Origin of the sequence: Achromobacter sp. JD-1, assembly GCF_038594925.1 — a bacterium.
In the GTDB taxonomy this organism is placed as follows: Bacteria; Pseudomonadota; Gammaproteobacteria; order Burkholderiales; family Burkholderiaceae_B; genus Achromobacter; species Achromobacter spanius_C.
This window is the reverse complement of sequence record NZ_JBCGCS010000001.1, coordinates 173,438-194,351: the sequence shown is the minus strand read 5'-3', so window position 1 is coordinate 194,351 and position 20,914 is coordinate 173,438. Positions and strand designations below refer to the sequence as shown.

Sequence of the window (20,914 nt, the reverse complement as noted above, 5' to 3'; positions counted from 1 at the left end):
GCGCCGCTTTTCCGTCTTTCCGTTCCCGCGTCAGGCGTAGAAGTGCCACACCAAATAGGTCGCGAACAAGGCATAGAAACCGCCCACCGCCGACAACGCGGGCACCGTCATCACCGAGCGGCGGAAACGCAGCCACAGCAGACCGATCGACAACATGGTGAACAGGCCGGCCGCCAGCAGCGGCGCATCCAGCAACCAGGGCGTCATGAAGATCCCCAATGAGCTGGGAATGGTCGCCTGGATCATCATCGCGCCCGAGATATTGCCCAGCGCCAGGCGTTCCTTGCCCTGGCGCACCCAGATCAGCGCATTCATGATTTCGGGCAGCTCCGTGGCGACCGGCGCCAGCAGCAAGGCGGCCACGTGTGGCGACGCGCCCATGGCGATGCCCAACAGCTCAATCTGGTTCACGAAGACGTGCGACGCGCCGGCAATCACGACCAGCGCCAGGATGGTCTGCGTGGCGGCCCAGAACATGGACGGGTCGGTGTCGCTGGGCCGCAGCTTGAGCGGCTCCAGGTCTTCGCAGTCGGCGCGCGCCTCGTCATGGCTGAGTTCGCGCCAGACGTACATGCCGTAAGTGGCCAGGAACAGGATGCCCAACCAGGGCTTCCACGCAAAGGCCAGCAGGCCCAGGCCCACCTTGAAGAGGAAGATGCCCATGAACCAGGCCTGGTCGCGGGCCAACCGGCGTTGGTCCGCGTTAATACAGTTGGCTTTTTCCGGCTGGCCGCCGCGGCGTGCGCGCCACAGGGCAATACCCACCACCGCGTAGGCCAGGGTGGCCAATACCAGCGGGCCGCCCATGGCCGCGCCGACGCCGATGTCTTTCTGTTCAGGGGTGTCGCCGAAGACGACCGCCATGAAAGTCACCGCGCTTTCCGGCAACGCCGTGCCAAAGGCCGCCAGAATCGTGCCGGTGGCGGTGGCGCCCAGGTGGAAGCGGTGTCCGACCCATTCAACGCCGTTGACGAAGAATTCGCAGGCGAAGTAAATCACTGCCGCGGACAGGAAAAACAGAAACAGGGTGAGCAACATAGATACGCAGCCGGACGAGCAGAAACCAATTGGCGCGACGCAACGGCTCGCCCGGCTAGGGTGAACGCTACGCGGCCAAAGGTCTCGCCTGGCTGATCCATGCGGCGGGCGATGCCGCTTGCATGGAAACCGTTAGCGCCATGGAGTTCTAGCAACCGCTACGCGGCCCTGAACCACCAAGTCTGTTGACGCTAACTCCTTTGGGGACAAAGGATGGCTACTCCCCAATGACAGAGCCGCGATTGTAGCAGCGCGAATCGGGCCGTCCAGTGAATCCCGCATGGGCTTCGCGCAATGCACATCCGCTGTTGTTTGCGCGCGATAGCGGGGTAAAGTAAGCCGCATCCACATCTTTCGCGGGGTTCGCGCCCCTGCCCGCCATGAGCCTGCCTCCCGCCGACATCGCCCCGTTCGTCGCCCGCCGCCAACGCCTGATGGAACGGATGCGCGCCGATGGCGGCGGCATCGCCATCCTGCCGACCGCCCCCGAAGCCATCCGCAACCGCGACGCCGAATTCCCGTACCGCCACGACAGCGATTTTTTTTATCTCACCGGCTTTACCGAACCCGGAGCCTGGCTGGTGCTGATCGCGGGCGCCACCGACCGCGCGTTGCTGTTCTGTCGGCCGCGCCATGTTGAACATGAAATCTGGGAAGGCAAGCGCTTCGGTCCCGAGGCGGCGGCCGAGCACTTCGGCTTTGACGATGCGCACCCCATCGATGCGCTGGATGAGTTGATTCCCAAACTGATGCTGGACCATCCCACGCTTTATGCGCCGCTGGCGGGCGAAAAACGTAATGACGGGCGTCTGCACCGCTGGCTGGCCGCCGCGCGCGACGCCGGCCGCGCGGGCCACGCGCCGCCCTCCCGCCAGCAGGACGTCCGCGCCTGGTTGGCGGAAATGCGCCTGGTCAAGGACCCGGCCGAAATCGCCACCATGCGGCGCGCCGCCAAGATATCGGCCGGTGCGCACGCGCGCGCCATGCGGGTCGCCCGTCCCGGCATGCACGAATACGAACTGGAAGCGGAATTGCTGTATGAATTCCGCCGCCACGGTGCGCAGGCCGTGGCCTACAACAGCATCGTGGCCGCCGGCGCCAATGCCTGCGTGCTGCACTACCCGGCCGGCGAAGCCGTGCTGCGCGACGGCGACCTGGTCCTGATCGATGCTGGCTGCGAAGTCGACAGCTACGCCAGCGACATCACCCGAACCTTTCCCGTGAACGGACGCTACAGCGGCCCGCAGCGGGCGCTGTATGACCTGACCGTGGCGGCCCAACAAGCCGCCGCGGCCGCGACCGCGCCCGGACGCACGTTCAACGACGGCCACGAAGCCGCCTTGCGCGTGCTGGCGCAAGGCATGCTGGATTTGAAATTGTTGAAAGGGTCGCTGGACGGCGTGCTGGAGTCCGGCGACTACAGCCGCTTCTACATGCACCGCACCGGCCACTGGCTGGGACTGGACGTTCATGACGCGGGTGATTACCGCCAGCCCGGGCCGGCGCAAGGCGGCGATCGCCCGTGGCGCAAGCTGGAACGCGGCATGATGCTGACGATTGAACCGGGCATCTACGTGCGTCCGGCTGACGACGTGCCGGAAAGCTACTGGAACATCGGTATCCGCACGGAAGACGATGCGCTGGTTACGGATGAAGGCTGTGAACTGATCACGCGCGGCGTGCCGGTGGAAGCCAGCGAGATCGAGGCATTGATGCGCGAATAGGCGCGGGCGGATGGAAGAAAACGCAGGTGGGCGGGGCTACAGCACCAGCCCGTCCAGCCAGCCCATGGCTACCCAGACGTACACCACCACCATGGCGATGGCGAACATCGACACCACCGACCCCACCAGGCACGCCAGCAGCGCCACCAGCACCGGCCCCCAGCCCGTGGACGTGGGCCGGCCATGGGCTGCGTTGTAGCGACGGTCGAATTTCTCGTCGGACATCAGCGAAAAGACAGCGCTTTCAATAAAGCCGTCGATCATCGGAATGAACAACAGGAAGAAGGCGGGGTTGTCGTACCAGACCGGGTAATAGCGGAACGCACAGAACAGGCTGACTGCGGCCAGCAGTGTCACGGCCCAGGCGTATCGGCGGCCCAGATACCACCAGTGCGCGCCCAGCCACCCAAACAGACAAGCCAGCAGCCCCACGGCGACCTTGCCGCGCGGACGTCGGGCGGGGGCGGCGGACAGTGAAGGTGAAAGCTGAACCTGCGTCATGGGGGATCAACCTGGGAATCAACTGTAAAGGGTGAGGCGCGACCGACCGCGCTGGCTGTGCCGGATTGTAGTGGACGGTTAAAATCCCGGCATGACTGCATCCGCCTTCGACATTGCGATTCTTGGCGCCGGCCCCGTGGGCCGCGTGCTGGCCCTGATGCTGGCGCGTGTGGCGCCGGACCCGGCGCGCATCGCCCTGCTCGCCGGCAGCGCGCCGACGCCCGCCGCCTCCGCCGCCGTGCCTGCCGCGGATCCCCGCGTGCTGGCCATGAACCACGGCAGCCGCGTATTGCTGGAATCGTTGCAGGCCTGGCCCGAGCGGTCGGCCGATATCCGCAACATTCATGTGTCGCAGCGTGGGCGCCTGGGCCGCGCCGTTATCCAGAACACGGATTTCGGCGTGCCGCAGTTGGGCAGCGTGGTGGCCTATTCCGGCTTGCACGCCAAGTTGGACGAGCGCGTGGCGGCCTGTGGTGTCACCGTGCTGTCCGGCCCGGCTGCCGTGATCGAACGCCAGGATGCAGACGGCGTGCACATTACGCAAGGGGACCACAGCCTGCTGTGCCGGGTTGCCGTGCAGTCTGACGGCGCGGGCGCCACTGATGTGCGCCGCGACTATGGCCAGCATGCCGTACTGACGACGGCGCACGCCACGCTGCCGCGCCGAGGCTGGGCCTGGGAACGCTTCACTTCCGAAGGCCCGCTGGCCTTGCTGCCTCATCCGCAGACGCCGGACGCCTATTCGGTGGTCTGGTGCAGCGCGCCCGAACGGGCCCGGGAACTGGCCGCGCTGGACAACGCGGCGTTTTCGTCGGCGCTGTCCGCCGCCTTTGGCGACCGCTTGGGCCGGCTGTCCAGCCAAGCGCCCCGCCACGTTTTTCCGCTGGCGCTGGCCGCCCGCCGCGCCCAGGTGCAAGGGCGCGTGGCCGCCATCGGCAACGCCGCCCAGACGCTGCATCCCGTCGCCGGCCAGGGCCTGAACCTGGGCTTGCGCGATGCCGCCAGGCTGGCCCAGACGCTGGCCGGCTGGCTGGCCCGGCCCGAATTTAGCCCCACTTCCCTGTTGACCGAGTTTGCCCAGGCCCGCTATGTCGACCGCGCCATCACCGCGGGCCTGACTGACCTGATGCCACGCGTGTTCGCGACCGGCCTGGCCCCGGTGGAACATGCCTGCGGGCTGGCCTTGCTGGGAATGGATCTGGCTTCGCCGTTGCGTGCCCCGCTGGCCCAGCATTTGTTGCAGGGCTTTCGGACCTGATCTCCTCGCTATCCGATCTCGCGATCCGGCCCTGAGACAGGTCCGGAAATCGGCCCCCGGAATGGGGCCGGATCCGCCTGATTTCTCCCTTCTTGTTACCAAGCGAGCACCCTCGAAAAATGGGGGCTTGATCGAGCCGGTTAAAATGTGACCATGCGCATAGGCCAGTGGACCCTTCCCAACAACGTTCTAGTCGCGCCCATGGCGGGCGTGACGGACCGTCCGTTCCGACAACTTTGCAAGAAGTTGGGGGCGGGCTATGCCGTGTCCGAAATGGCCGCCAGCAACCCCAAGCTGTGGGACAGCGTCAAGACCTCGCGCCGCCTGAACCACGATGGCGAAATCGCTCCCATTTCGGTCCAGATCGCGGGCGCCGATCCGGCCATGATGGCCGAGGCCGCCGTCTTCAATGCCGGCAAGGGCGCACGCATCATCGACATCAACATGGGCTGCCCGGTCAAGAAAGTGTGCAACGTGGCATCGGGGTCGGCGCTGCTGCGCCATGAAGACCTGATCGTCCGCATCCTGGACGCCGTCGTGTCGGCCTGTGCGCCGCTGGGCGTGCCGGTCACCTTGAAGACCCGCACGGGTTGGGACCGCGACAGCCGCAACGCCTTGCGCGTGGCCAAGCTGGCCGAAAATGCCGGCATCGCGGCCCTGACCCTGCACGGCCGCACCCGCGCCGACCTCTATACGGGCGAGGCGGAATATGACACTATCCGCGCCGTCAAGGCCGAGCTGAGCATCCCCGTGATCGCAAACGGAGATATCGACTCTCCTGAAAAAGCCAAGCACGTCCTGGATTACACTGGCGCCGACGCGGTCATGATTGGCCGGGCGGCACAGGGCCGTCCCTGGATCTTCCGCGAAATCGATCACTATTTGCGCACGGGCGTATCACTGGCCCCGCCCTCCCATGGGGAAATGCGCGAGCTGTTGCTTGAACATCTCGACGACCATTACCGCTTCTATGGCGAGCACACCGGCGTACGCACGGCGCGCAAGCATATCGGCTGGTACCTGGACGGCCTGCCGGGCGCGGATTCGTTCTGCGCCCGCATGAACCTGATCGACAATACCCGCGACCAGTGGCGGGCGGTGTCGGATTGGTTCGATACCCTCTCGCGCGACGGCGAGCCCCACCCGGCGCCGGTCGCAGAAGCCCTGCTGGCGGCATGACCGCCTCAACACCAACATAAAAATATCTGTACTCAAATGAGCAAGAAAGATGTCCTGGAAGAATGCGTGCGCGCCAGCCTGGAGCGCTATTTCGAAGACTTGGGTGAATCCGAGCCCCACGATATGTGGGACATGGTGATGCGCTGCGTCGAACGCCCGGTGCTTGAAGTGGCGCTGGAGCGATCGGGCGGCAACCAGTCGCGCGCGTCTGAAATGCTGGGCATCACCCGCAACACCCTGCGCAAGAAGTTGCTGGCGCACAATATCCAGGTATAGCTTTTACGCAAGGGCAGGCCACCGGCGGCACTGCCCTTTCCCACGCCGATTTCCCATCCTGACCTGAACGAGAAAGGCGCACCGCCCGACTCCCGTCCCCCACCATGAAAATCGAAACCGCCCTGCTTTCGGTGTCCGACAAGACCGGCATCGTTGAATTTGCCCGCGCCCTGGCCGCGCGTGGCGTGCGCCTGCTGTCGACCGGCGGCACCGCCAAGCTGCTGGCCGACGCCGGCCTGACCGTTACCGAAGTGGCTGCCCACACGGGTTCGCCGGAAATTCTGGATGGCCGCGTCAAGACGCTGCACCCGAAGATTCACGGCGGCCTGCTGGCCCGTCGCGACAGCGCCGAGCACATGGACACCATCAAGGCGGCGGGCATCGATCGCATCGACATGCTGGTGGTGAACCTGTATCCGTTCCGTGAAACCGTGGCCAAGCCCGATTGCACGTTCGCCGACGCGGTCGAGAACATCGACATCGGCGGCCCGGCCATGCTGCGCGCGGCCGCCAAGAACCACGGCACCGAAGCGGGTGGCGTGACGGTCGTGATCGACCCGGTGGACTATTCGCGCGTGCTGGCCGAAATGGACAAGAACGGCAGCACGTCCTATGGCCTGCGACTGGCGCTGGCCTCGAAGGTCTATGCCCACACGGCCGCCTACGACGGCGCCATCGCCGCCTACCTGACCAGCCTGGCCGAAGCCGAACCGGCTCAGGAAGCCGTGCCGGCCCGTAACGAATGGCCCGGCACGCTGACCTTGCAGGTCAAGCAGGAACAGGCGCTGCGCTATGGCGAAAACCCCCACCAGACCGCCGCCTTCTATGTGGATGCGCAGCGTCCGGCCGGCCTGTTGGGCAACTACCGCCAACTGCAGGGCAAGGAACTGTCCTACAACAACATCGCCGACGCCGATGCCGCCTGGGAATGCGCGCGCAGCTTCGACGCGCCTGCCTGCGTCATCGTCAAGCACGCCAACCCCTGCGGCGTGGCCGTGGCGGCCGACACGCTGGGCGCCTACCAGCAAGCGTTCAAGACCGACCCGACGTCCGCTTTCGGCGGCATCATCGCCTTTAACCGCCCGGTGGACGCGGCCACTGCCGAAGCCGTCAGCGGCCAGTTCATGGAAGTGCTGCTGGCGCCGGCCTATGACGGCGCCGCGCTGGCCATCCTGGCAGCCAAGAAGAACGTGCGCGTGCTGGAAGTGCCGATGGGCGTGGGCCAGAACGCCTTCGACATCAAGCGCGTGGGTGGCGGCTGGCTGGTGCAAAGCCCGGACGCCTACAACGTGCCGCGCGATGCGCTGAAGGTGGTCAGCAAGCGCCAGCCCACCGAGCAGGAAATGAACGACCTGGCATTCGCCTGGAAGGTTGCCAAGTACGTCAAGTCCAACGCCATCGTCTTCGTGGGCGGCGGCATGACCTTGGGCGTGGGCGCCGGCCAGATGAGCCGCATCGACTCGGCGCGCATTGCGTCGATCAAGGCGGAAAACGCCGGCCTGACGCTGCAAGGCTCGGCCGTGGCGTCGGATGCTTTCTTCCCGTTCCGCGATGGCCTGGACGTGGTGGTGGCGGCAGGCGCAACCTGCGTGATCCAGCCCGGCGGCAGCATGCGTGACGATGAAGTCATCGCCGCGGCCGACGAGCACGGCATTGCCATGGTGCTGACCGGCACCCGCCACTTCCGCCACTGATGCGCGTCCTGGGCATCGATCCCGGCTTGCGCCGCACCGGCTTCGGTGTGATCGATGCCGAGGGCTCGCGGCTGCGTTACGTGGCCAGCGGGACCATCGTGGTCCCGCCGGCGCTGACGCTGGCCGAGCGCCTGAAAGTCATTCTGGACAATCTGCGCGAAGTGGCGCGCGACACGCAACCCGATGTCGCCGCGCTTGAAATCGTCTTTCTGAACACCAATCCCGCGTCCACGCTGCTGCTGGGCCAGGCCCGGGGCGCGGCGCTGTGCGCCTTGGCGGACAGTTCGCTGGCGGTGCACGAATACACCGCCTTGCAGATCAAGAAGGCCGTGGTGGGCACCGGCCGCGCCGCCAAAGAGCAGGTGCAGATGATGGTGCAGCACCTGCTGTCCCTGGACGGTGTGCCCGCGCCTGACTCCGCCGACGCGCTGGCCTGCGCCATCTGCCACGCGCACGTCGGGCCCTTGCAGGACAAGCTGGAGCGACTGGGCACGTCACTGCGCATGGGCGGCAAGACCCGCATCCGCAACGGTCGCCTGATCGGCTGATTCCCACCATGGGCCGCGTGGCGTTCAAGCGCCGCGACCGCACAAGTTCCCCTCCCGCCTCGCACGGCCTCTTGCGCGTATAGAATGCCCGCATTCGCCGCGCATTCCGCGCGCGCCATTGCTACCAGGCCATCATCACCATGATCGGACGCATTACCGGAACCCTGATCGAAAAGCTGCCTCCCACCATCTGCGTGGATGTGGGCGGCTTGGGGTATGACATCGACGTGTCCATGAGCACGCTGTACTCGCTGCCGGAGACCGGCGCGCGCGTCACGCTGTATACGCACCTGACGGTGCGCGAAGACGCGCACATTCTTTATGGCTTTGGCACCGCGGCCGAACGCAGCGCGTTTCGCGAGCTGATCAAAGTCAGCGGCATTGGGGCGCGCACGGCGCTGTCGGTGCTGTCCGGCATGTCCGTGGCGGACCTGGCACAGGCCATCACGCTGCAGGAATCGGGCCGCCTGACGCGCGTACCCGGCATCGGCAAGAAGACTGCTGAACGGCTGTTGCTGGAAATGCGTGGAAAGCTCGGCGCGGACATCGGCGCCACCTCGCACGCCACACCGGACAATCAGTCGGACATCCTGAACGCGTTGCTGGCGTTGGGCTATTCGGAAAAGGAATCGCTGTCGGCGTTGAAGACGCTGCCCGAAGGCGTGGGCGTGTCCGATGGCATCAAGCAGGCGCTGAAAGCACTGGTGCGCTAAGACTTGCGCTGCAGATAGCGGGGCGCCACGGCCTCCAGGCCGGTCGGCACCACATGCAATTCGGGCGCAATCGGCCCCACGCAGATATTGTCGCGTCGCAGGGAATCCAGATTGTCGCGCGACATCAGCGGTTCGCCCGGCATGCACTCAAACAGGCGCGCCTGCAAGCGCCCCACCCCCATGGGCACCGGCACCACCGGGCGCGGGTTGCCACTCCAGACGGCGCACAAGCGCGCGATCTCGCCCAGGGTGTAGATCTGCGGGCCGCCCAGCTCATAGGTTTTGCCGCAGGTGTGGGTATCGCCCAGCGCCGTCGCCATGGCCGCCACCACATCGCCCACATACACCGGCTGCATGCGCGCATGCGCGCCGGCCAAGGGCAAGACCGGCAGCCAACGCGCCAGTGATGCAAACATATTGGTGAAATTGTCGTCCGGACCGAAGATGACCGAAGGGCGGAAAATGGTCCAGCCCCCGTCGTTGCCGGATGGAAATTCGCTTTTGATGGCGGCTTCGCCATCGCCCTTGGAGCGCTGGTACATGCTGTCGCCCTGCGAGTCGGCGCCCAGCGCGCTGACATGCAACAGGCGGCGCACGCCATGGCGCTGACACGCCCGCGCAATGCGTTGCGGCAGATGCACGTGCGCGCGCGCAAAATCAGAGCCATATGGCTTGCCGACGTTGCCGTGCAAGATGCCCACCAGGTTCACCACCACGTCGCAGCCGGTGACCAGGCGGTCCAGTGCGGCATCGTCGTGGATGTCGGTCTGGATCAGCGTGGTCGTGGGGTGGACTTGCAGTTCGCTGCCGCGCGCCAACAGGCGGGTAGGCACGATGATCTGGTGCAGGTCGCCGGAAAGCCGGGCAATCAGATGGCGGCCGATGAAACCGGTGCCGCCGATGACAAGGATACGCATGCCGCAGCCCCTGTTCGTCAGGATCGAGACCCGATTCTGCCTTGCACGGACCACAACCGCAAGCACGCATCGGCAGCCCCAGGCGCGGGCCGCTTGATGCGCGTCATACGGGTGTCATTCGCGTGTCAGCCTGGCGGTCAGGACGCCAGCAGCTTGGCGTAGGCCGGAAGGTCGACGTTGCCGCCGCTGATGATGACGCCGACCCGCGCGCCTTGCACCGGCACCACGTTCTGCATGACCGCGGCCGCGGCCAGGCAACCCGTGGGTTCCACCACCATCTTCATGCGCTCGGCAAAGAACTTCATGGTGGTGACCAGTTGCGCGTCCGACACCGTGACGATGTCGCGCACATATTTCTGGATGAGCGGAAAGGTCAGGTTGCCCAGGTGGGTAGTCGCCGCGCCATCGGCCAGGGTCTTGGGGGCGGGAATTCGGACGACTTCACCCTTGCGCAGCGACTGCTGGCCGTCGTTGCCGGCTTCGGGCTCAACGCCGTACACCAGGCAGCGCGGGCTGAGCGCAAAGGCCGACAAGGCCGACCCCGACAACAAGCCCCCGCCGCCCAGGCAGACGAACAGATAATCCAGTTCACCGACTTCCTCGAACAATTCCTTGGCCGCCGTGCCCTGCCCCGTGATCACGTCTTCGTGGTCGTAGGGCGGAATCAGCGTGGCCCCGGTTTCGGCCTGGATACGCCGCGCGATCTGTTCGCGGTCTTCGGTGTAACGGTCATAAGTGACGATCTTGCCACCGTAGCCTTCGGTGGCCGCGCGCTTGGCCGCCGGCGCGTCCAGCGGCATGATGATCGTGGCCGACACGCCCTGCAGCTTGGACGCCAGCGCAATGGCTTGCGCATGGTTGCCCGACGAAAACGTGACCACGCCGGCGGCGCGCTGTTCGGGCGTCAGGCGCGCGATGGCGTTGTAGCCGCCGCGAAACTTGAAGGCGCCCATGCGCTGGAAGTTTTCGCACTTGAAGAAGACCGACGCGCCGCTGATGGCGTCGGCCGTGGCAGAGGTCAGGACGGGCGTGCGGTGGGCGTTGCCGGCCAGGCGCTCGCTGGCGCGCACGACGTCATCATAGGTAGGCAGTTCGGGCAGCATGGGAATCCGGTCCTTTGATCGCGGGGGTGTCGAAACCCCAGGATCATAAACCCGCCGCGCCGATTGCGCCGTACCTGCTACCCGGTATCCGCTTCGCCTACTTGTTGAAGAGCTCGCCGCTGCCGGTGGCCGTGCCGGCGGGAGGCGCCAGGCCCAGATGGCGCCAGGTGGACAGCGTGGCGGTGCGCCCCCGTGGCGTGCGTTGCAGATAACCGTGCTGGATCAGGTAGGGCTCGATCACGTCTTCGATGGTGTCGCGCTCTTCGCCGATTGCAGCGGCCAGGCTGTCCACGCCCACGGGGCCGCCGTCGAACTTGTGGATGATGGCTTCCAGCAGTTTGCGGTCCATCAGGTCCAGGCCCTGGGGGTCGACTTCCAGCATCGCCAACGCGCGGCCGGCGACGTCGGCGTCGATGGTGCCGCTAGCCTTGACCTCGGCGTAGTCGCGCACGCGGCGCAGCAAGCGGTTGGCGATACGCGGGGTGCCGCGCGCGCGGCGCGCCACTTCCGCCGCGCCGTCGGGCGTGATGACGGCGTTGAGCAAGCCCGCGCTGCGGGTCACGATATGGCCCAGGTCGGTGGCGTTGTAGAACTCCAGCCGCGACACGATGCCGAAGCGGTCGCGCAGCGGGTTCGTCAGCATGCCCGCGCGCGTGGTGGCGCCCACCAGCGTGAACGGCTGCAGGTCCAGCTTGACGCTGCGCGCGGCCGGGCCTTCGCCGATCAGGATGTCGATCTGGAAATCTTCCAGCGCCGGATAGAGAATTTCTTCAACCACGGGCGACAGACGGTGGATTTCGTCGATGAACAGCACATCGTTCTTTTCCAGGTTGGTCAGCAACGCGGCCAGGTCGCCCGGGCGTTCCAGCACGGGGCCGGAAGTCTGGCGCAGTTGCACGCCCATTTCATGCGCGATGATGTGGGCCAGCGTGGTCTTGCCCAGCCCGGGCGGGCCGAAGAGCAGTACGTGGTCCAGGGCTTCGCCGCGCTTGCGCGCCGCGGCGATGAAGATTTCAAGCTGCTCGCGCGCGCGCTGCTGGCCCACATATTCCTGAAGCGCCTTGGGCCGCAAGGCGCGTTCGATCGATTCCTCGTTGGGCGATACCGGCTGCGGCGCCACAATGCGGGGGGCGTCGGGACGAGAGGAAAGGGAATCGGACTGGATGGCCATGGTGCGGAAAACGACAAGGGACGAAGCAGGATGCATCGTACCGTATGGTGGCGCTGGCTAGGGGCGCCGGCTAGGGGGGCCGGCTTGTGGCCCCACCCTTGCAGATGGCCGCGCCCTAAGCGCTTTCCGACAGCGGCAGCCTTACCCGCACGCACAGGCCGCCGGAATCCGCCTGGCGCAACTCCAGCGAACCACCGTGCGCGCGCGCGATGGCCTCGGCCAGCGCCAGGCCGAGGCCGACGCTGCCAGTGCGCGTACGCGCGTCGTCCAGCCGGCTGAAGGGGCGCAGCGCCTCCTGGCGGCGCTCGGGCACGATGCCGGGACCATGGTCCGCCACGTCCAGCACCGCTTCGTGGTTTTCGCGGCGCAGGCCAACATCCACCGGTGGGGCGCCGTGGTTCAGGGCATTGCCGATCAGGTTGTCCAGCAAACGGCCCAAGGCCACCGCGTCGGCCTGGACTACCAGCGGCGCATCATCGTCCACCGACTTCAGGTGGATGTCCGTACCCGCGCCGTGCCAGGCGCCAACGCGCTCGGCCAGCCATTCGGACAGCACGATGGGCGCATAGCGGTAGGCCGCCGGGTCAGTGCCGCGCACAAAGCCGATGAACTGGTCCACCATGTGTTGCATGTCTTGAAGATCGGTGCGCAGGCCTTCCTTCAGCTTGGAATCGTCGGCCATTTCAATCCGCAGCCACATGCGCGACAACGGCCCTTTCAGGTCGTGCGGCAAGCCGGACAGCAGCGTGCGGCGCACCGAGTCGGATTCGGCCAGCGCGTCCAGCATGGCGTTGAAGCGTTCGCCCAAGGCGCGGGTTTCGTGCGGCCCCGAGGGCTCTACGCGCTGCGGCTGCCCGGCCGCCAGGCGGTCAGCCGCGTCCGCCAGCCGGGTAATGGGGCGCGTGATGTGCCAGGAAAAGCCCACGGCCAGCAACAACAACAGGCCCAAGCCGCCCAACCAGGCGGCGATGAAGGGCGTGGCCACGGGCGGGTCCAATCGTTCCAGGGGGATGACCAGCCATTCCCGCAGGCGCGGCACGTCTTCGCTGGCCGAATTGGGCGCCAAAGAAATGAAGATTTCGGGCGTGGGGCCGCGCGACAGCGCTACGCGGGTGCCGTCGTTCAGCCGTTCGTTCAGCAACTGCACAAGCGCCTTCAGGTCGCGGCGGATGTCGTCGGGCTCGGGCTTGTTGTGGCGCCGCATGCGCTCTTCGTGCGCCACGCGGTCGGCCTCGCGCTGCTGGGCAGTGCGCGTGTCCACCTGGTCGGCGCCCGTCTCGTGCTCGTCGCCGTGCCCGTCCGGCGGTGGCCTGTCGCCAGGTTGGGCGTCCGAGGGCGGCGGTGGCCTGTCGCCGGGCCGGGCGTCCGAGGGCGGCGGTGGCGGCGGGCGGGGCGTGGCTCGGGGCGGCGGCGGCGGACGCCGTCCGTTGAAGCGTTGCAGCTTGGCTTCGGCGGGCAGCACCCGCGACCACAGGCGCCATTGATTCTGCGACGCCGTGCGCACGAAATCGGCACGGTCCTCAGCGGGCACTTCGGACAAGGCGGCGCGCAGCGTGCGAATGGTGGTGACGATATAGCCGATCGCCACGTCTTCCATGAACTTGTGCCGGAAGTACGACACCGTCACCAGCGTGGCCGCTTGCGTCAGCAGGACGGAACCCAGGATCAGCAGGATCAGGCGCGCACGCAGCGAGCGCGGCACCAGGAAGCGGGCAAGAAAGCGCATCAGGGCGAGAACCGGTAGCCAATGCCCCAAACGGTCTGGATCCAGCGCGGCTGTTTCGGATCATCTTCGATCACGCGGCGCAGGCGCAGGATGGCGATGTCGATGGCGCGGTCGTTGCGTTCGCCGGCGTCATCGTCGCGCGCAAGCGCCAGCAGACGTTCCCGCGACAGCGGCTTGCCCGCGTTGCGCACCAGCGCTTCCAGAAGGTTGATTTCGCCACCGGTCAGCTTGACCACCGTGCCATCACGCGACAACTGCCGGGTGGACGGGTCGAACAGGAACGGGCCAAAGGTGACCGGCGCATCCTTGGTCAAGGCGGACGGACCGCGCTTGCGGCGCAACACGGCTTCGATGCGGGCCAAGAGTTCACGCGGGTCAAAGGGCTTGCCGACGTAATCGTCAGCGCCCGCTTCCAGGCCGATGATGCGGTCCACGGCTTCGTCACGCGCGGTCAGCAAAATTACGGGGATGTCTTCGCCTTGCTCGCGCAGGCGGCGGCAGGCGTCGGCGCCGTCGCCGCCGGGCAGCATGCGGTCCAGCACAAGCAGGTCGGGGGCATAGCGGGTGATGCGCGTCGACAGGTCGGTGGCGTCCGGCGCCAACAAGGTGTCGTAGCCGTGCCGATTCAGGTAGTCGGCCAGCAATTGCCGCAGGGCCGGGTCATCGTCGACGACCAGCAGCTTGGTATGAGGATTGTCCATGGTCGCCATAGTGCGGCGCGGCGCGCCTGACCGCAAGGGGCAAGAAATCAACTGAAATAGACCTGTTGCATGATGTACGGCGTCTTGTGGCGCATCCCTCAAGTTCCTTCCAGGCGCGCCCGGCCGGCCCTAAAATGAAGCCCCTGGTCTTGCCCCTGGTCCGGTTTACTAAAAATCGTTTACAGCTACGGCAGCGTCCCCTCTCTACACTGATTTTTATGGTCGCCCCTGCAATCTGGCGCAGACGGCTGTTGCACGTGGTGCTGACGGCGGGCGTGGTTTGCCCGCTGCCTGCCGCCCTGGCCGACACGCTTGATGCGCCCCCATTTTCTGTCCCATCGCCCGCGCAGAGCGCGCCGGTGCTGATGGCACGCGGCATCGGCGTGCTGTCGCCGGTGCAGCCGATTCCTGTGCGCCCGGCGCCGTCGATCGCGGCGCGCGCCGTACCCCTGGACCCGCCCCTGTGCGGCCTGGAGGCCGCCGAACCGGCCCTGGACACCAGCGTGCGCGGCGGCGAAGACGACGGCTCCGACGTCATTCCCGGACTGGGCACGGGCCTGTCGGGTGGCGCACAGGGCATGACGCCGGAATGCCAGACCCAGCCGACAGCCATCGTTGAAGACAGCATGCCCGACTATTCCTTCGCCTTGGAAGACAGCGACATTCCGCGCGTGCCGGTGGTGGTGATCTCGGGCGTATCGCGACCGACCCGCCCCTGGTTCGCGTCGGTCAGCGGCCAGGACGGCCTGCGCTATGGTGGCGACCGCAACTGGGTTTACCGCAACACCGCCGGCCCGTCGCTGACTGTGGGCAACATCAACGCCAATGCCCCCGTATGGGGCAGCAGCGCGCCGGTGGGCGGGCTGCAGATTGCAAACTGGGCAGGCTCCGCCGCCACCGTGCCGGAAGGCAGCTTCGGTTATTCATCGTCGGTTGGCAAACTGAACCGGATGGATCCGGCCGCCCGCTCGGGTCCGGTGGACTACGGCGCGTCGGTCGGCTCCGGCAGCGTGCGCTACGGGCTGACCCCGGTGCTTACCCTGGAAGGCCAGATGCAAAGCGCCCCCGCCCTGACCACGCGCGGCCTGGGCACGACCTACGCCGCGGGCGAATACGGCACGTTCCAGGCGGGCGCCACGCAAAGCTCGTTCGACGCCTCCAACGCCTGGCGTTACCGCTTCGGCTACAACGTGGACGTGGCGGATATGGTCAACCTGGGCTACACCAACGAACAGATCGGGGCGGGTTTTGGTGACCTGTCGACCTACTCCGGCGGCGTGGCCTCGGCGGCGCAAACGCGCAACACCCTGTCGGCGGGCGTGCCCATCACCGGCTGGGGCACCTTCAGCGGAACCTATTCAGGGCTGCGCGAAGGCTCGGCCCTGGCCGAGCAGCGTGTCGGCCTGTCGCACAGCATGTTTGTGGCGCCCAAGGTGCAACTGGCCGTGGGTGCCGACCGCGACATCGTGTCGGGCAACTACGAATGGCGCGCCAACCTCAGCATGCCGGTGGACACCTTCATGCGCGGCACCTGGTTGAGCTGGTAGCGGGCCAGGGGGCCTGCAAGCCGCGAGCCGGACGGAAATATCTCTCTGAAAATGGCCGGCCCGCAATTGCGGCTTAAAATCCCCGCCATGATGCTTTCGGCCTACCCCCATGTCTGACGCGCGCGCCCTTGGCGTCCTGCAGCGCGTTTTCGGTTACGAATCCTTCCGCGGCGACCAGCAAGCCATTGTCGAACAAGTGATCGACGGCGGTGACGCGCTGGTCCTCATGCCCACGGGCGGAGGGAAATCGCTCTGTTACCAGATTCCGTCCCTGGTGCGCGAAGGCACCGGCATCGTCGTGTCGCCCCTGATCGCGCTGATGCAGGACCAGGTCGACGCCCTGACGGAACTGGGCGTGCGCGCGGCCTTCCTGAATTCCACGCAGGATTGGCGCGTGGCCCGCGACGTGGAACAGGCGTTCCTGGCGGGCGAACTAGATCTGCTCTACGTCGCGCCCGAACGGCTCCTGACCGACCGCTGCCTGCAACTGCTTGAGCGCGGCCGCATCGCCCTGTTCGCCATCGATGAGGCGCATTGCGTGTCGCAATGGGGGCATGATTTCCGGCCGGAATACCTGGGCCTGTCGATGCTGCACGAGCGCTGGCCCGATGTGCCGCGCATCGCGCTCACGGCCACGGCCACGGCGGACACGCGCACCGAGATCGCGCAGCGCCTGTCGCTGGACGATGCTCGGCATTTCGTGTCCAGCTTCGACCGCCCCAACATCCGCTACCGCATCGTCGAAAAGAACGAGGTGCGCAAGCAATTGCTGGACATGATCCGCACCGAACACGACGGCGAATCCGGCGTGGTGTATGGCTTGTCGCGGGCGCGGGTCGAAGAGACGGCCGAATTCCTGTGCAATCAGGGCATCGATGCAATGCCCTACCACGCCGGCCTCAGCCCCCAAGTGCGCGCGGCCAACCAGGCCCGTTTCCTGCGCGAAGACGGCGTGGTCATGGTGGCCACCATTGCCTTTGGCATGGGTATCGACAAGCCGGACGTGCGCTTCGTGGCACACATCGACCTGCCCAAATCCGTTGAAGGCTACTACCAGGAAACCGGCCGCGCCGGCCGCGACGGCCTGCCCGCCACGGCGTGGCTGGCCTATGGCCTGCAAGACGTGGTGCAGCAGCGCCGCATGATCGACGAGTCCCCCGGCGACGAATCCTACCGCCGTCGGCTGGGCCAGCAACTGGACGCCATGCTGGGCCTGTGCGAAACCGTGGAATGCCGCCGGGTGCGGCTGCTGGCGTACTTCGGCCAGCAGATCACCGCCTGCGGCAACTGCGACGTCTGCCTGGAACCGCCGCAAGCCTGGGACGGCACCGTGGCGGCGCAAAAAGTGCTGTCGGCCGTCTATCGCTTGTGGAAGGAACGTGGGCAGCGCTACGGCGCGGGCCACATCATCGACATCCTGCGTGGCAAGGTCACTGACCGCACCAAGCAGCACGGCCATGAAACCCTAAGCGTGTTCGGCGTGGGCGAAGACCTGAGCGACACGGCTTGGCGCGGCGTGCTGCGCCAGTTGCTGGCGCAGGGTTTGCTGACCGTGGACGCCGAAGGCTATGGCACCCTGGCGCTGACCGAAGGCAGCCGCGCCGTGCTCAAGGGCGAACGCCAGTTGATGCTGCGCCGGGAGTCCGAGAAGAAAACCCGGTCGGGCAAGACAGGCAGTGGCCGTCCCAAGGCGGCAACGATTGACCTGCCGGCTGAATTGCAACCGGTGTTTGAAGCGCTGCGCGCCTGGCGCGGTGAAGTCGCCAAAAGCCACGGCGTGCCCGCCTACGTCATTTTCCACGACGCCACGCTACGCGAAATCGCCCTGGCCCAGCCAGATTCGATGGACGCCCTGAGCCACATCAGCGGCGTGGGCGCCCGCAAGCTGGAAGCCTACGGCGAAGAGATCCTGCAACGCGTGGCAAGACCGGTGATGTGATCGTAGGACGTCCGCGGCGTGTGCGGACGTGGATGGGTCGTCAAGGGGCGGGGGCGTGGTCGGGTCCGTGGTCGGCGGCCCGTGATCCGTGGTCCGCGGTCGTGGTCCGTGATCCGTGATCCGCGATCCGCGATCCGTGGCTGTGATCCGTGGCTGTGATCCGTGATCCGCGATCCGTGGCTGTGATCCGGGAATTGTAGGATGGGTGAAGCGCGCGAGGCCGCATAAAAGAATGCTGGCCTGCATCGCGCGTAACCCATCAGGCGGCCGCCCCACCATGGCCGCCCGTTGCGAAAAATTCGGCGTTGCATGATGGGTTGCGCGCGATCGATGCCGGGGATTTTGCATTGATCTTTGCGCGCTTCACCCATCCTACTACGAGGGTGGCGGCAATAGCGGGACCGGTGCGCGTTCCTTGCCGAAGACCGATCGGTACGCCAGGATGTTGAACACCAGCACCACCGGAACTCCCACCACCGCACCAGCCATGACCAGGCGCATCGAACCCAACGCCCCCGCGCCGTCCCAGAGCGTCATGTCGTCCAGGATCAGATACGGGAACAGGCTATAGGCCAGGCCGCTCAACATCAGCAAGAACAGCCCCACGCATAGCACGAACGGCAGCCAGCTGAAACGCTCCGCCCGGCCGGGCAAGCGGGCCAGCAACATTTCTGCCGCGACATACCCCGCCAGCATCAGCACCCAAACCGTTGCGGCCAGGCTCAGGTGGGCAATGTTGCTCCACTTGTAGAAGATGCCCGCGTTGGCCAGCCCCAGCGTCACCGCAATCGCCACCATGCCCACCGCCGTCCAGCGGATGGCGTGGCGGGCCCAGTAGGACGCACGGCGTTGAAGGTCGCCATCCACTCGCATGACCAACCACGATGCACCCAGCAGCACGTAGGCCGCCACGGCACACAGGCCCACGAACAGCGCGAACCAGCCATAGCCCGCGTCGGATTGATAGCCGGTGGCGATGCGCCCCAGCAGCATCCCCTGCCCGAATGCCGTAATGATGGAACCGGCCCAGAACCCGAAGATCCAACGCGGCTTCATCTCGTTGCGCGCGCGGATGCGGAATTCGAACGACACGCTGCGCAACACCACGCCCAGCACCATGAAGGTCAGCGGCCCGTAAAGCTTGCCCAGCACCGCGCCCCACGCGAAAGGAAAGGCCGAGGCGAACAGGCCCATGCCCAACAGCAGCCAGAATTCGTTGGCGTCGCGCCAGGGGCTCAAGAGCGACATCATGCGGCCGCGCTCGTGTTCGGGCGCCAGTTGCAGCAGGATGCCCACCCCCAGATCAAAGCCATCCAGCACCATGCCCGCGGCGATCACCACGAACAACAGCCCCATGAAGGCCAGCGGCATCCAGAACGATGGGTCTTCGGGGCTGAGCCCCTGCGACGCGGCCAACATGGCGATCATGGCGATCCTCCGCCCAATTTACGCACCGGCACCACGCCGTAGCGCGCCGCGTGGAACAGCATGCCAGTGAATGCGGCCAGTAACAGGGCATACAGCAGGCCATAGCCCACCAAGCCATAAAGAACCGTGCTGGACGGCACCGGCCCCAGCACTTCGGATTGCGTAACGGTGCCGTTCACCACGAAGGGCTGCAGGCCGATGATGGACACCCACCAGCCCGCCACCACGGCGATACCGCCCGAAAACATCATGCCGCACAGCACGCGCTGCCACCACACGGGCAACGTCGAGGGATCCAGCCCGCGCCGGAACGTCCATAGAAACGTGACGCAGGCCACGACCAGCATCAGCAGGCCCAGGGCGACGGCCACGCGCAGTGACCAGAACGTCAGCGCCACGGGCGGCAACATGCCGGAGAATTTATCCAGGCCTTCGTAGGTGCCTTCAGCATTGCGATGCAGCCAGGCGCCGCCCGCGTTGCGGATGGTCAGGTCCGACACATTGGCATGGGCGCGCGCATCGGGCCACCCGAACAGCACCAGTTGCGGCTCGGTGCCGCTGTTCCAGAAACCCGCCGCAGCCGCCGCCTTGGCAGGTTGCAGCTTGGCCATGAGGTGGCCAGTACCAGTGGCGACCGGAATCTGCAGGAACGCGGCCACCACGCCAATCACCAGCGCCGTCTTGAACGTATTGCGCTCGCCATCGCCCAGCGGACGCCGCAGGGCCTGCAACGCCGTCACGCCCATCATCAGGAACGACACGGACAGTGCAGCGCCCACCGTCACCATGGCCATGCGCCAGCCCACCGACGGGTTCAGCACCACGGCGACCCAGTCATAGACCTGGTAGCGTCCGTCGACCAGAATGGCGCCGTCGGGCGTCTGCATCCAGGATTGCAGGGCCATCACCCAGAACACCGCCACCAATTGGCCCACCGCCACCATCAGCACCGCCAGCGTGTGCGCGCCATCGGACACGCGGCGCTGGCCGAACAGCATCACGCCCAGGAAGCATGACTTCAGGATGAAGACCGACAGGATGCCGTAGCCCAGCAAGGGGCCGGCCACATTACCGATCTTGTCCATAAGGCCGGCCCACAGGCTGCCGATCTGGATCAGCACGGGCACGCTGGCCGCCAGGGTCAGGACGAAAGCCAGCGCGAAAATACGCACCCAGAAGCGGTAGGCGGCGGTCCAGCCCGGGCGGCCGGACCAGCGGGCGCGCACCTTGAAAAACAGCAGCACCCAGGCAAGGGCCAGGGAAACCGCCAGGAACAGCGCCAGAAAGCTCAGGCTGGCCACGAACTGCGCACGGGCCAGGGAAAGGGTGGATATATCCATGATGGCCCGTAGTGTAGAGCCAGTTACATGCCTGTGGGGACAGTTTGAAACCGGTTGCATGGGGTTCAAAAAGGCCCCTGTGGCGGAACGTGGCAAAATTGACGCTTTGTC

At 66.3% G+C, this 20,914-nt stretch carries 18 protein-coding genes and 1 riboswitch; of the genes, 9 read left to right on the top strand and 9 right to left on the bottom strand.

Going from position 1 to position 20,914, the window contains the following annotated elements; genetic code table 11:
• Positions 1–30 precede the first annotated feature (30 nt).
• Positions 31–1,038, bottom strand: coding sequence for a sodium:calcium antiporter (locus tag WBR68_RS00820; RefSeq protein ID WP_050447312.1), 1,008 nt, complete (start codon positions 1,036–1,038; stop codon positions 31–33).
• Between the two features lie 79 nt (positions 1,039–1,117).
• Positions 1,118–1,283, bottom strand: a riboswitch (yybP-ykoY riboswitch).
• Between the two features lie 135 nt (positions 1,284–1,418).
• On the opposite strand from WBR68_RS00820, the gene WBR68_RS00815 reads away from it, so the two are divergent.
• Complete coding sequence (locus WBR68_RS00815; protein ID WP_230693361.1) at positions 1,419–2,762, top strand: aminopeptidase P N-terminal domain-containing protein; 1,344 nt, start codon at positions 1,419–1,421, stop codon at positions 2,760–2,762.
• A 36-nt stretch (positions 2,763–2,798) separates the two neighbouring features.
• Here the strand turns inward: WBR68_RS00815 and WBR68_RS00810 are convergent, their stop codons facing one another.
• Positions 2,799–3,263, bottom strand: coding sequence for a TM2 domain-containing protein (locus WBR68_RS00810; protein WP_127183626.1), 465 nt, complete (start codon positions 3,261–3,263; stop codon positions 2,799–2,801).
• Between the two features lie 91 nt (positions 3,264–3,354).
• Between WBR68_RS00810 and WBR68_RS00805 the strand changes: the two genes are divergently transcribed.
• From WBR68_RS00805 to ruvA, 6 genes are all read left to right on the top strand, one after another.
• Positions 3,355–4,521, top strand: coding sequence for a UbiH/UbiF/VisC/COQ6 family ubiquinone biosynthesis hydroxylase (locus WBR68_RS00805; protein WP_127183625.1), 1,167 nt, complete (start codon positions 3,355–3,357; stop codon positions 4,519–4,521).
• Between the two features lie 153 nt (positions 4,522–4,674).
• A complete protein-coding gene (gene dusB / locus WBR68_RS00800) occupies positions 4,675–5,700 on the top strand; it encodes a tRNA dihydrouridine synthase DusB (protein ID WP_050450399.1) in 1,026 nt (341 codons plus the stop codon).
• 36 nt (positions 5,701–5,736) lie between these two features.
• Positions 5,737–5,976, top strand: coding sequence for a helix-turn-helix domain-containing protein (locus WBR68_RS00795; RefSeq protein WP_006217670.1), 240 nt, complete (start codon positions 5,737–5,739; stop codon positions 5,974–5,976).
• Between the two features lie 104 nt (positions 5,977–6,080).
• On the top strand, positions 6,081–7,670 hold the full coding sequence (gene purH, locus WBR68_RS00790; RefSeq protein ID WP_050450398.1) for a bifunctional phosphoribosylaminoimidazolecarboxamide formyltransferase/IMP cyclohydrolase: 1,590 nt from the start codon (positions 6,081–6,083) through the stop codon (positions 7,668–7,670).
• Entirely contained in the window at positions 7,670–8,218 is a 549-nt protein-coding gene (gene ruvC / locus WBR68_RS00785) for a crossover junction endodeoxyribonuclease RuvC (protein WP_127183623.1), read from the top strand. The genes purH and ruvC overlap by 1 nt, the downstream gene beginning before the upstream one ends.
• 140 nt (positions 8,219–8,358) lie before the next feature.
• Positions 8,359–8,931 (top strand): Holliday junction branch migration protein RuvA, encoded by a 573-nt coding sequence (gene ruvA / locus WBR68_RS00780; protein WP_050450396.1) that lies wholly within the window; start codon positions 8,359–8,361, stop codon positions 8,929–8,931.
• Here the strand turns inward: ruvA and WBR68_RS00775 are convergent.
• The 5 genes from WBR68_RS00775 to WBR68_RS00755 all read right to left on the bottom strand — a co-directional run bounded on the left by WBR68_RS00775 (position 8,928) and on the right by WBR68_RS00755 (position 14,549).
• Positions 8,928–9,848 (bottom strand): complex I NDUFA9 subunit family protein, encoded by a 921-nt coding sequence (locus WBR68_RS00775; protein ID WP_127183621.1) that lies wholly within the window; start codon positions 9,846–9,848, stop codon positions 8,928–8,930. The two genes, ruvA and WBR68_RS00775, sit on opposite strands and share 4 nt — an antisense overlap.
• A gap of 137 nt (positions 9,849–9,985) precedes the next feature.
• On the bottom strand, positions 9,986–10,951 hold the full coding sequence (locus tag WBR68_RS00770) for a threo-3-hydroxy-L-aspartate ammonia-lyase (protein ID WP_050450394.1): 966 nt from the start codon (positions 10,949–10,951) through the stop codon (positions 9,986–9,988).
• A gap of 97 nt (positions 10,952–11,048) precedes the next feature.
• The gene (gene ruvB, locus WBR68_RS00765; protein WP_050450393.1) at positions 11,049–12,122 is read right to left on the bottom strand and encodes a Holliday junction branch migration DNA helicase RuvB; all 1,074 of its coding nucleotides are present in this window, start codon (positions 12,120–12,122) and stop codon (positions 11,049–11,051) included.
• A 115-nt stretch (positions 12,123–12,237) separates the two neighbouring features.
• Positions 12,238–13,848, bottom strand: coding sequence for a sensor histidine kinase (locus WBR68_RS00760; RefSeq protein WP_127183620.1), 1,611 nt, complete (start codon positions 13,846–13,848; stop codon positions 12,238–12,240).
• Positions 13,848–14,549 (bottom strand): response regulator, encoded by a 702-nt coding sequence (locus tag WBR68_RS00755; protein ID WP_050448961.1) that lies wholly within the window; start codon positions 14,547–14,549, stop codon positions 13,848–13,850. The genes WBR68_RS00760 and WBR68_RS00755 overlap by 1 nt, the downstream gene beginning before the upstream one ends.
• A gap of 218 nt (positions 14,550–14,767) precedes the next feature.
• On the opposite strand from WBR68_RS00755, the gene WBR68_RS00750 reads away from it, so the two are divergent.
• Together WBR68_RS00750 and recQ are read left to right on the top strand one after the other, a co-directional pair.
• Positions 14,768–16,096, top strand: coding sequence for a fimbrial protein (locus WBR68_RS00750; protein ID WP_127183619.1), 1,329 nt, complete (start codon positions 14,768–14,770; stop codon positions 16,094–16,096).
• Between the two features lie 109 nt (positions 16,097–16,205).
• Positions 16,206–18,035: a DNA helicase RecQ gene (recQ, locus tag WBR68_RS00745; RefSeq protein ID WP_050448912.1), complete on the top strand. Its 1,830-nt coding sequence runs from the start codon at positions 16,206–16,208 to the stop codon at positions 18,033–18,035.
• A 375-nt stretch (positions 18,036–18,410) separates the two neighbouring features.
• Here recQ and WBR68_RS00740 read toward each other — a convergent pair whose 3' ends face one another.
• Entirely contained in the window at positions 18,411–19,463 is a 1,053-nt protein-coding gene (locus tag WBR68_RS00740; RefSeq protein WP_127183618.1) for a cytochrome d ubiquinol oxidase subunit II, read from the bottom strand.
• Positions 19,460–20,803 carry a cytochrome ubiquinol oxidase subunit I gene (locus WBR68_RS00735; RefSeq protein WP_230693360.1) on the bottom strand — a complete coding sequence of 448 codons (1,344 nt, stop codon included), beginning with the start codon at positions 20,801–20,803 and terminating at the stop codon, positions 19,460–19,462. The genes WBR68_RS00740 and WBR68_RS00735 overlap by 4 nt, the downstream gene beginning before the upstream one ends.
• Positions 20,804–20,914: the final 111 nt, after the last annotated feature.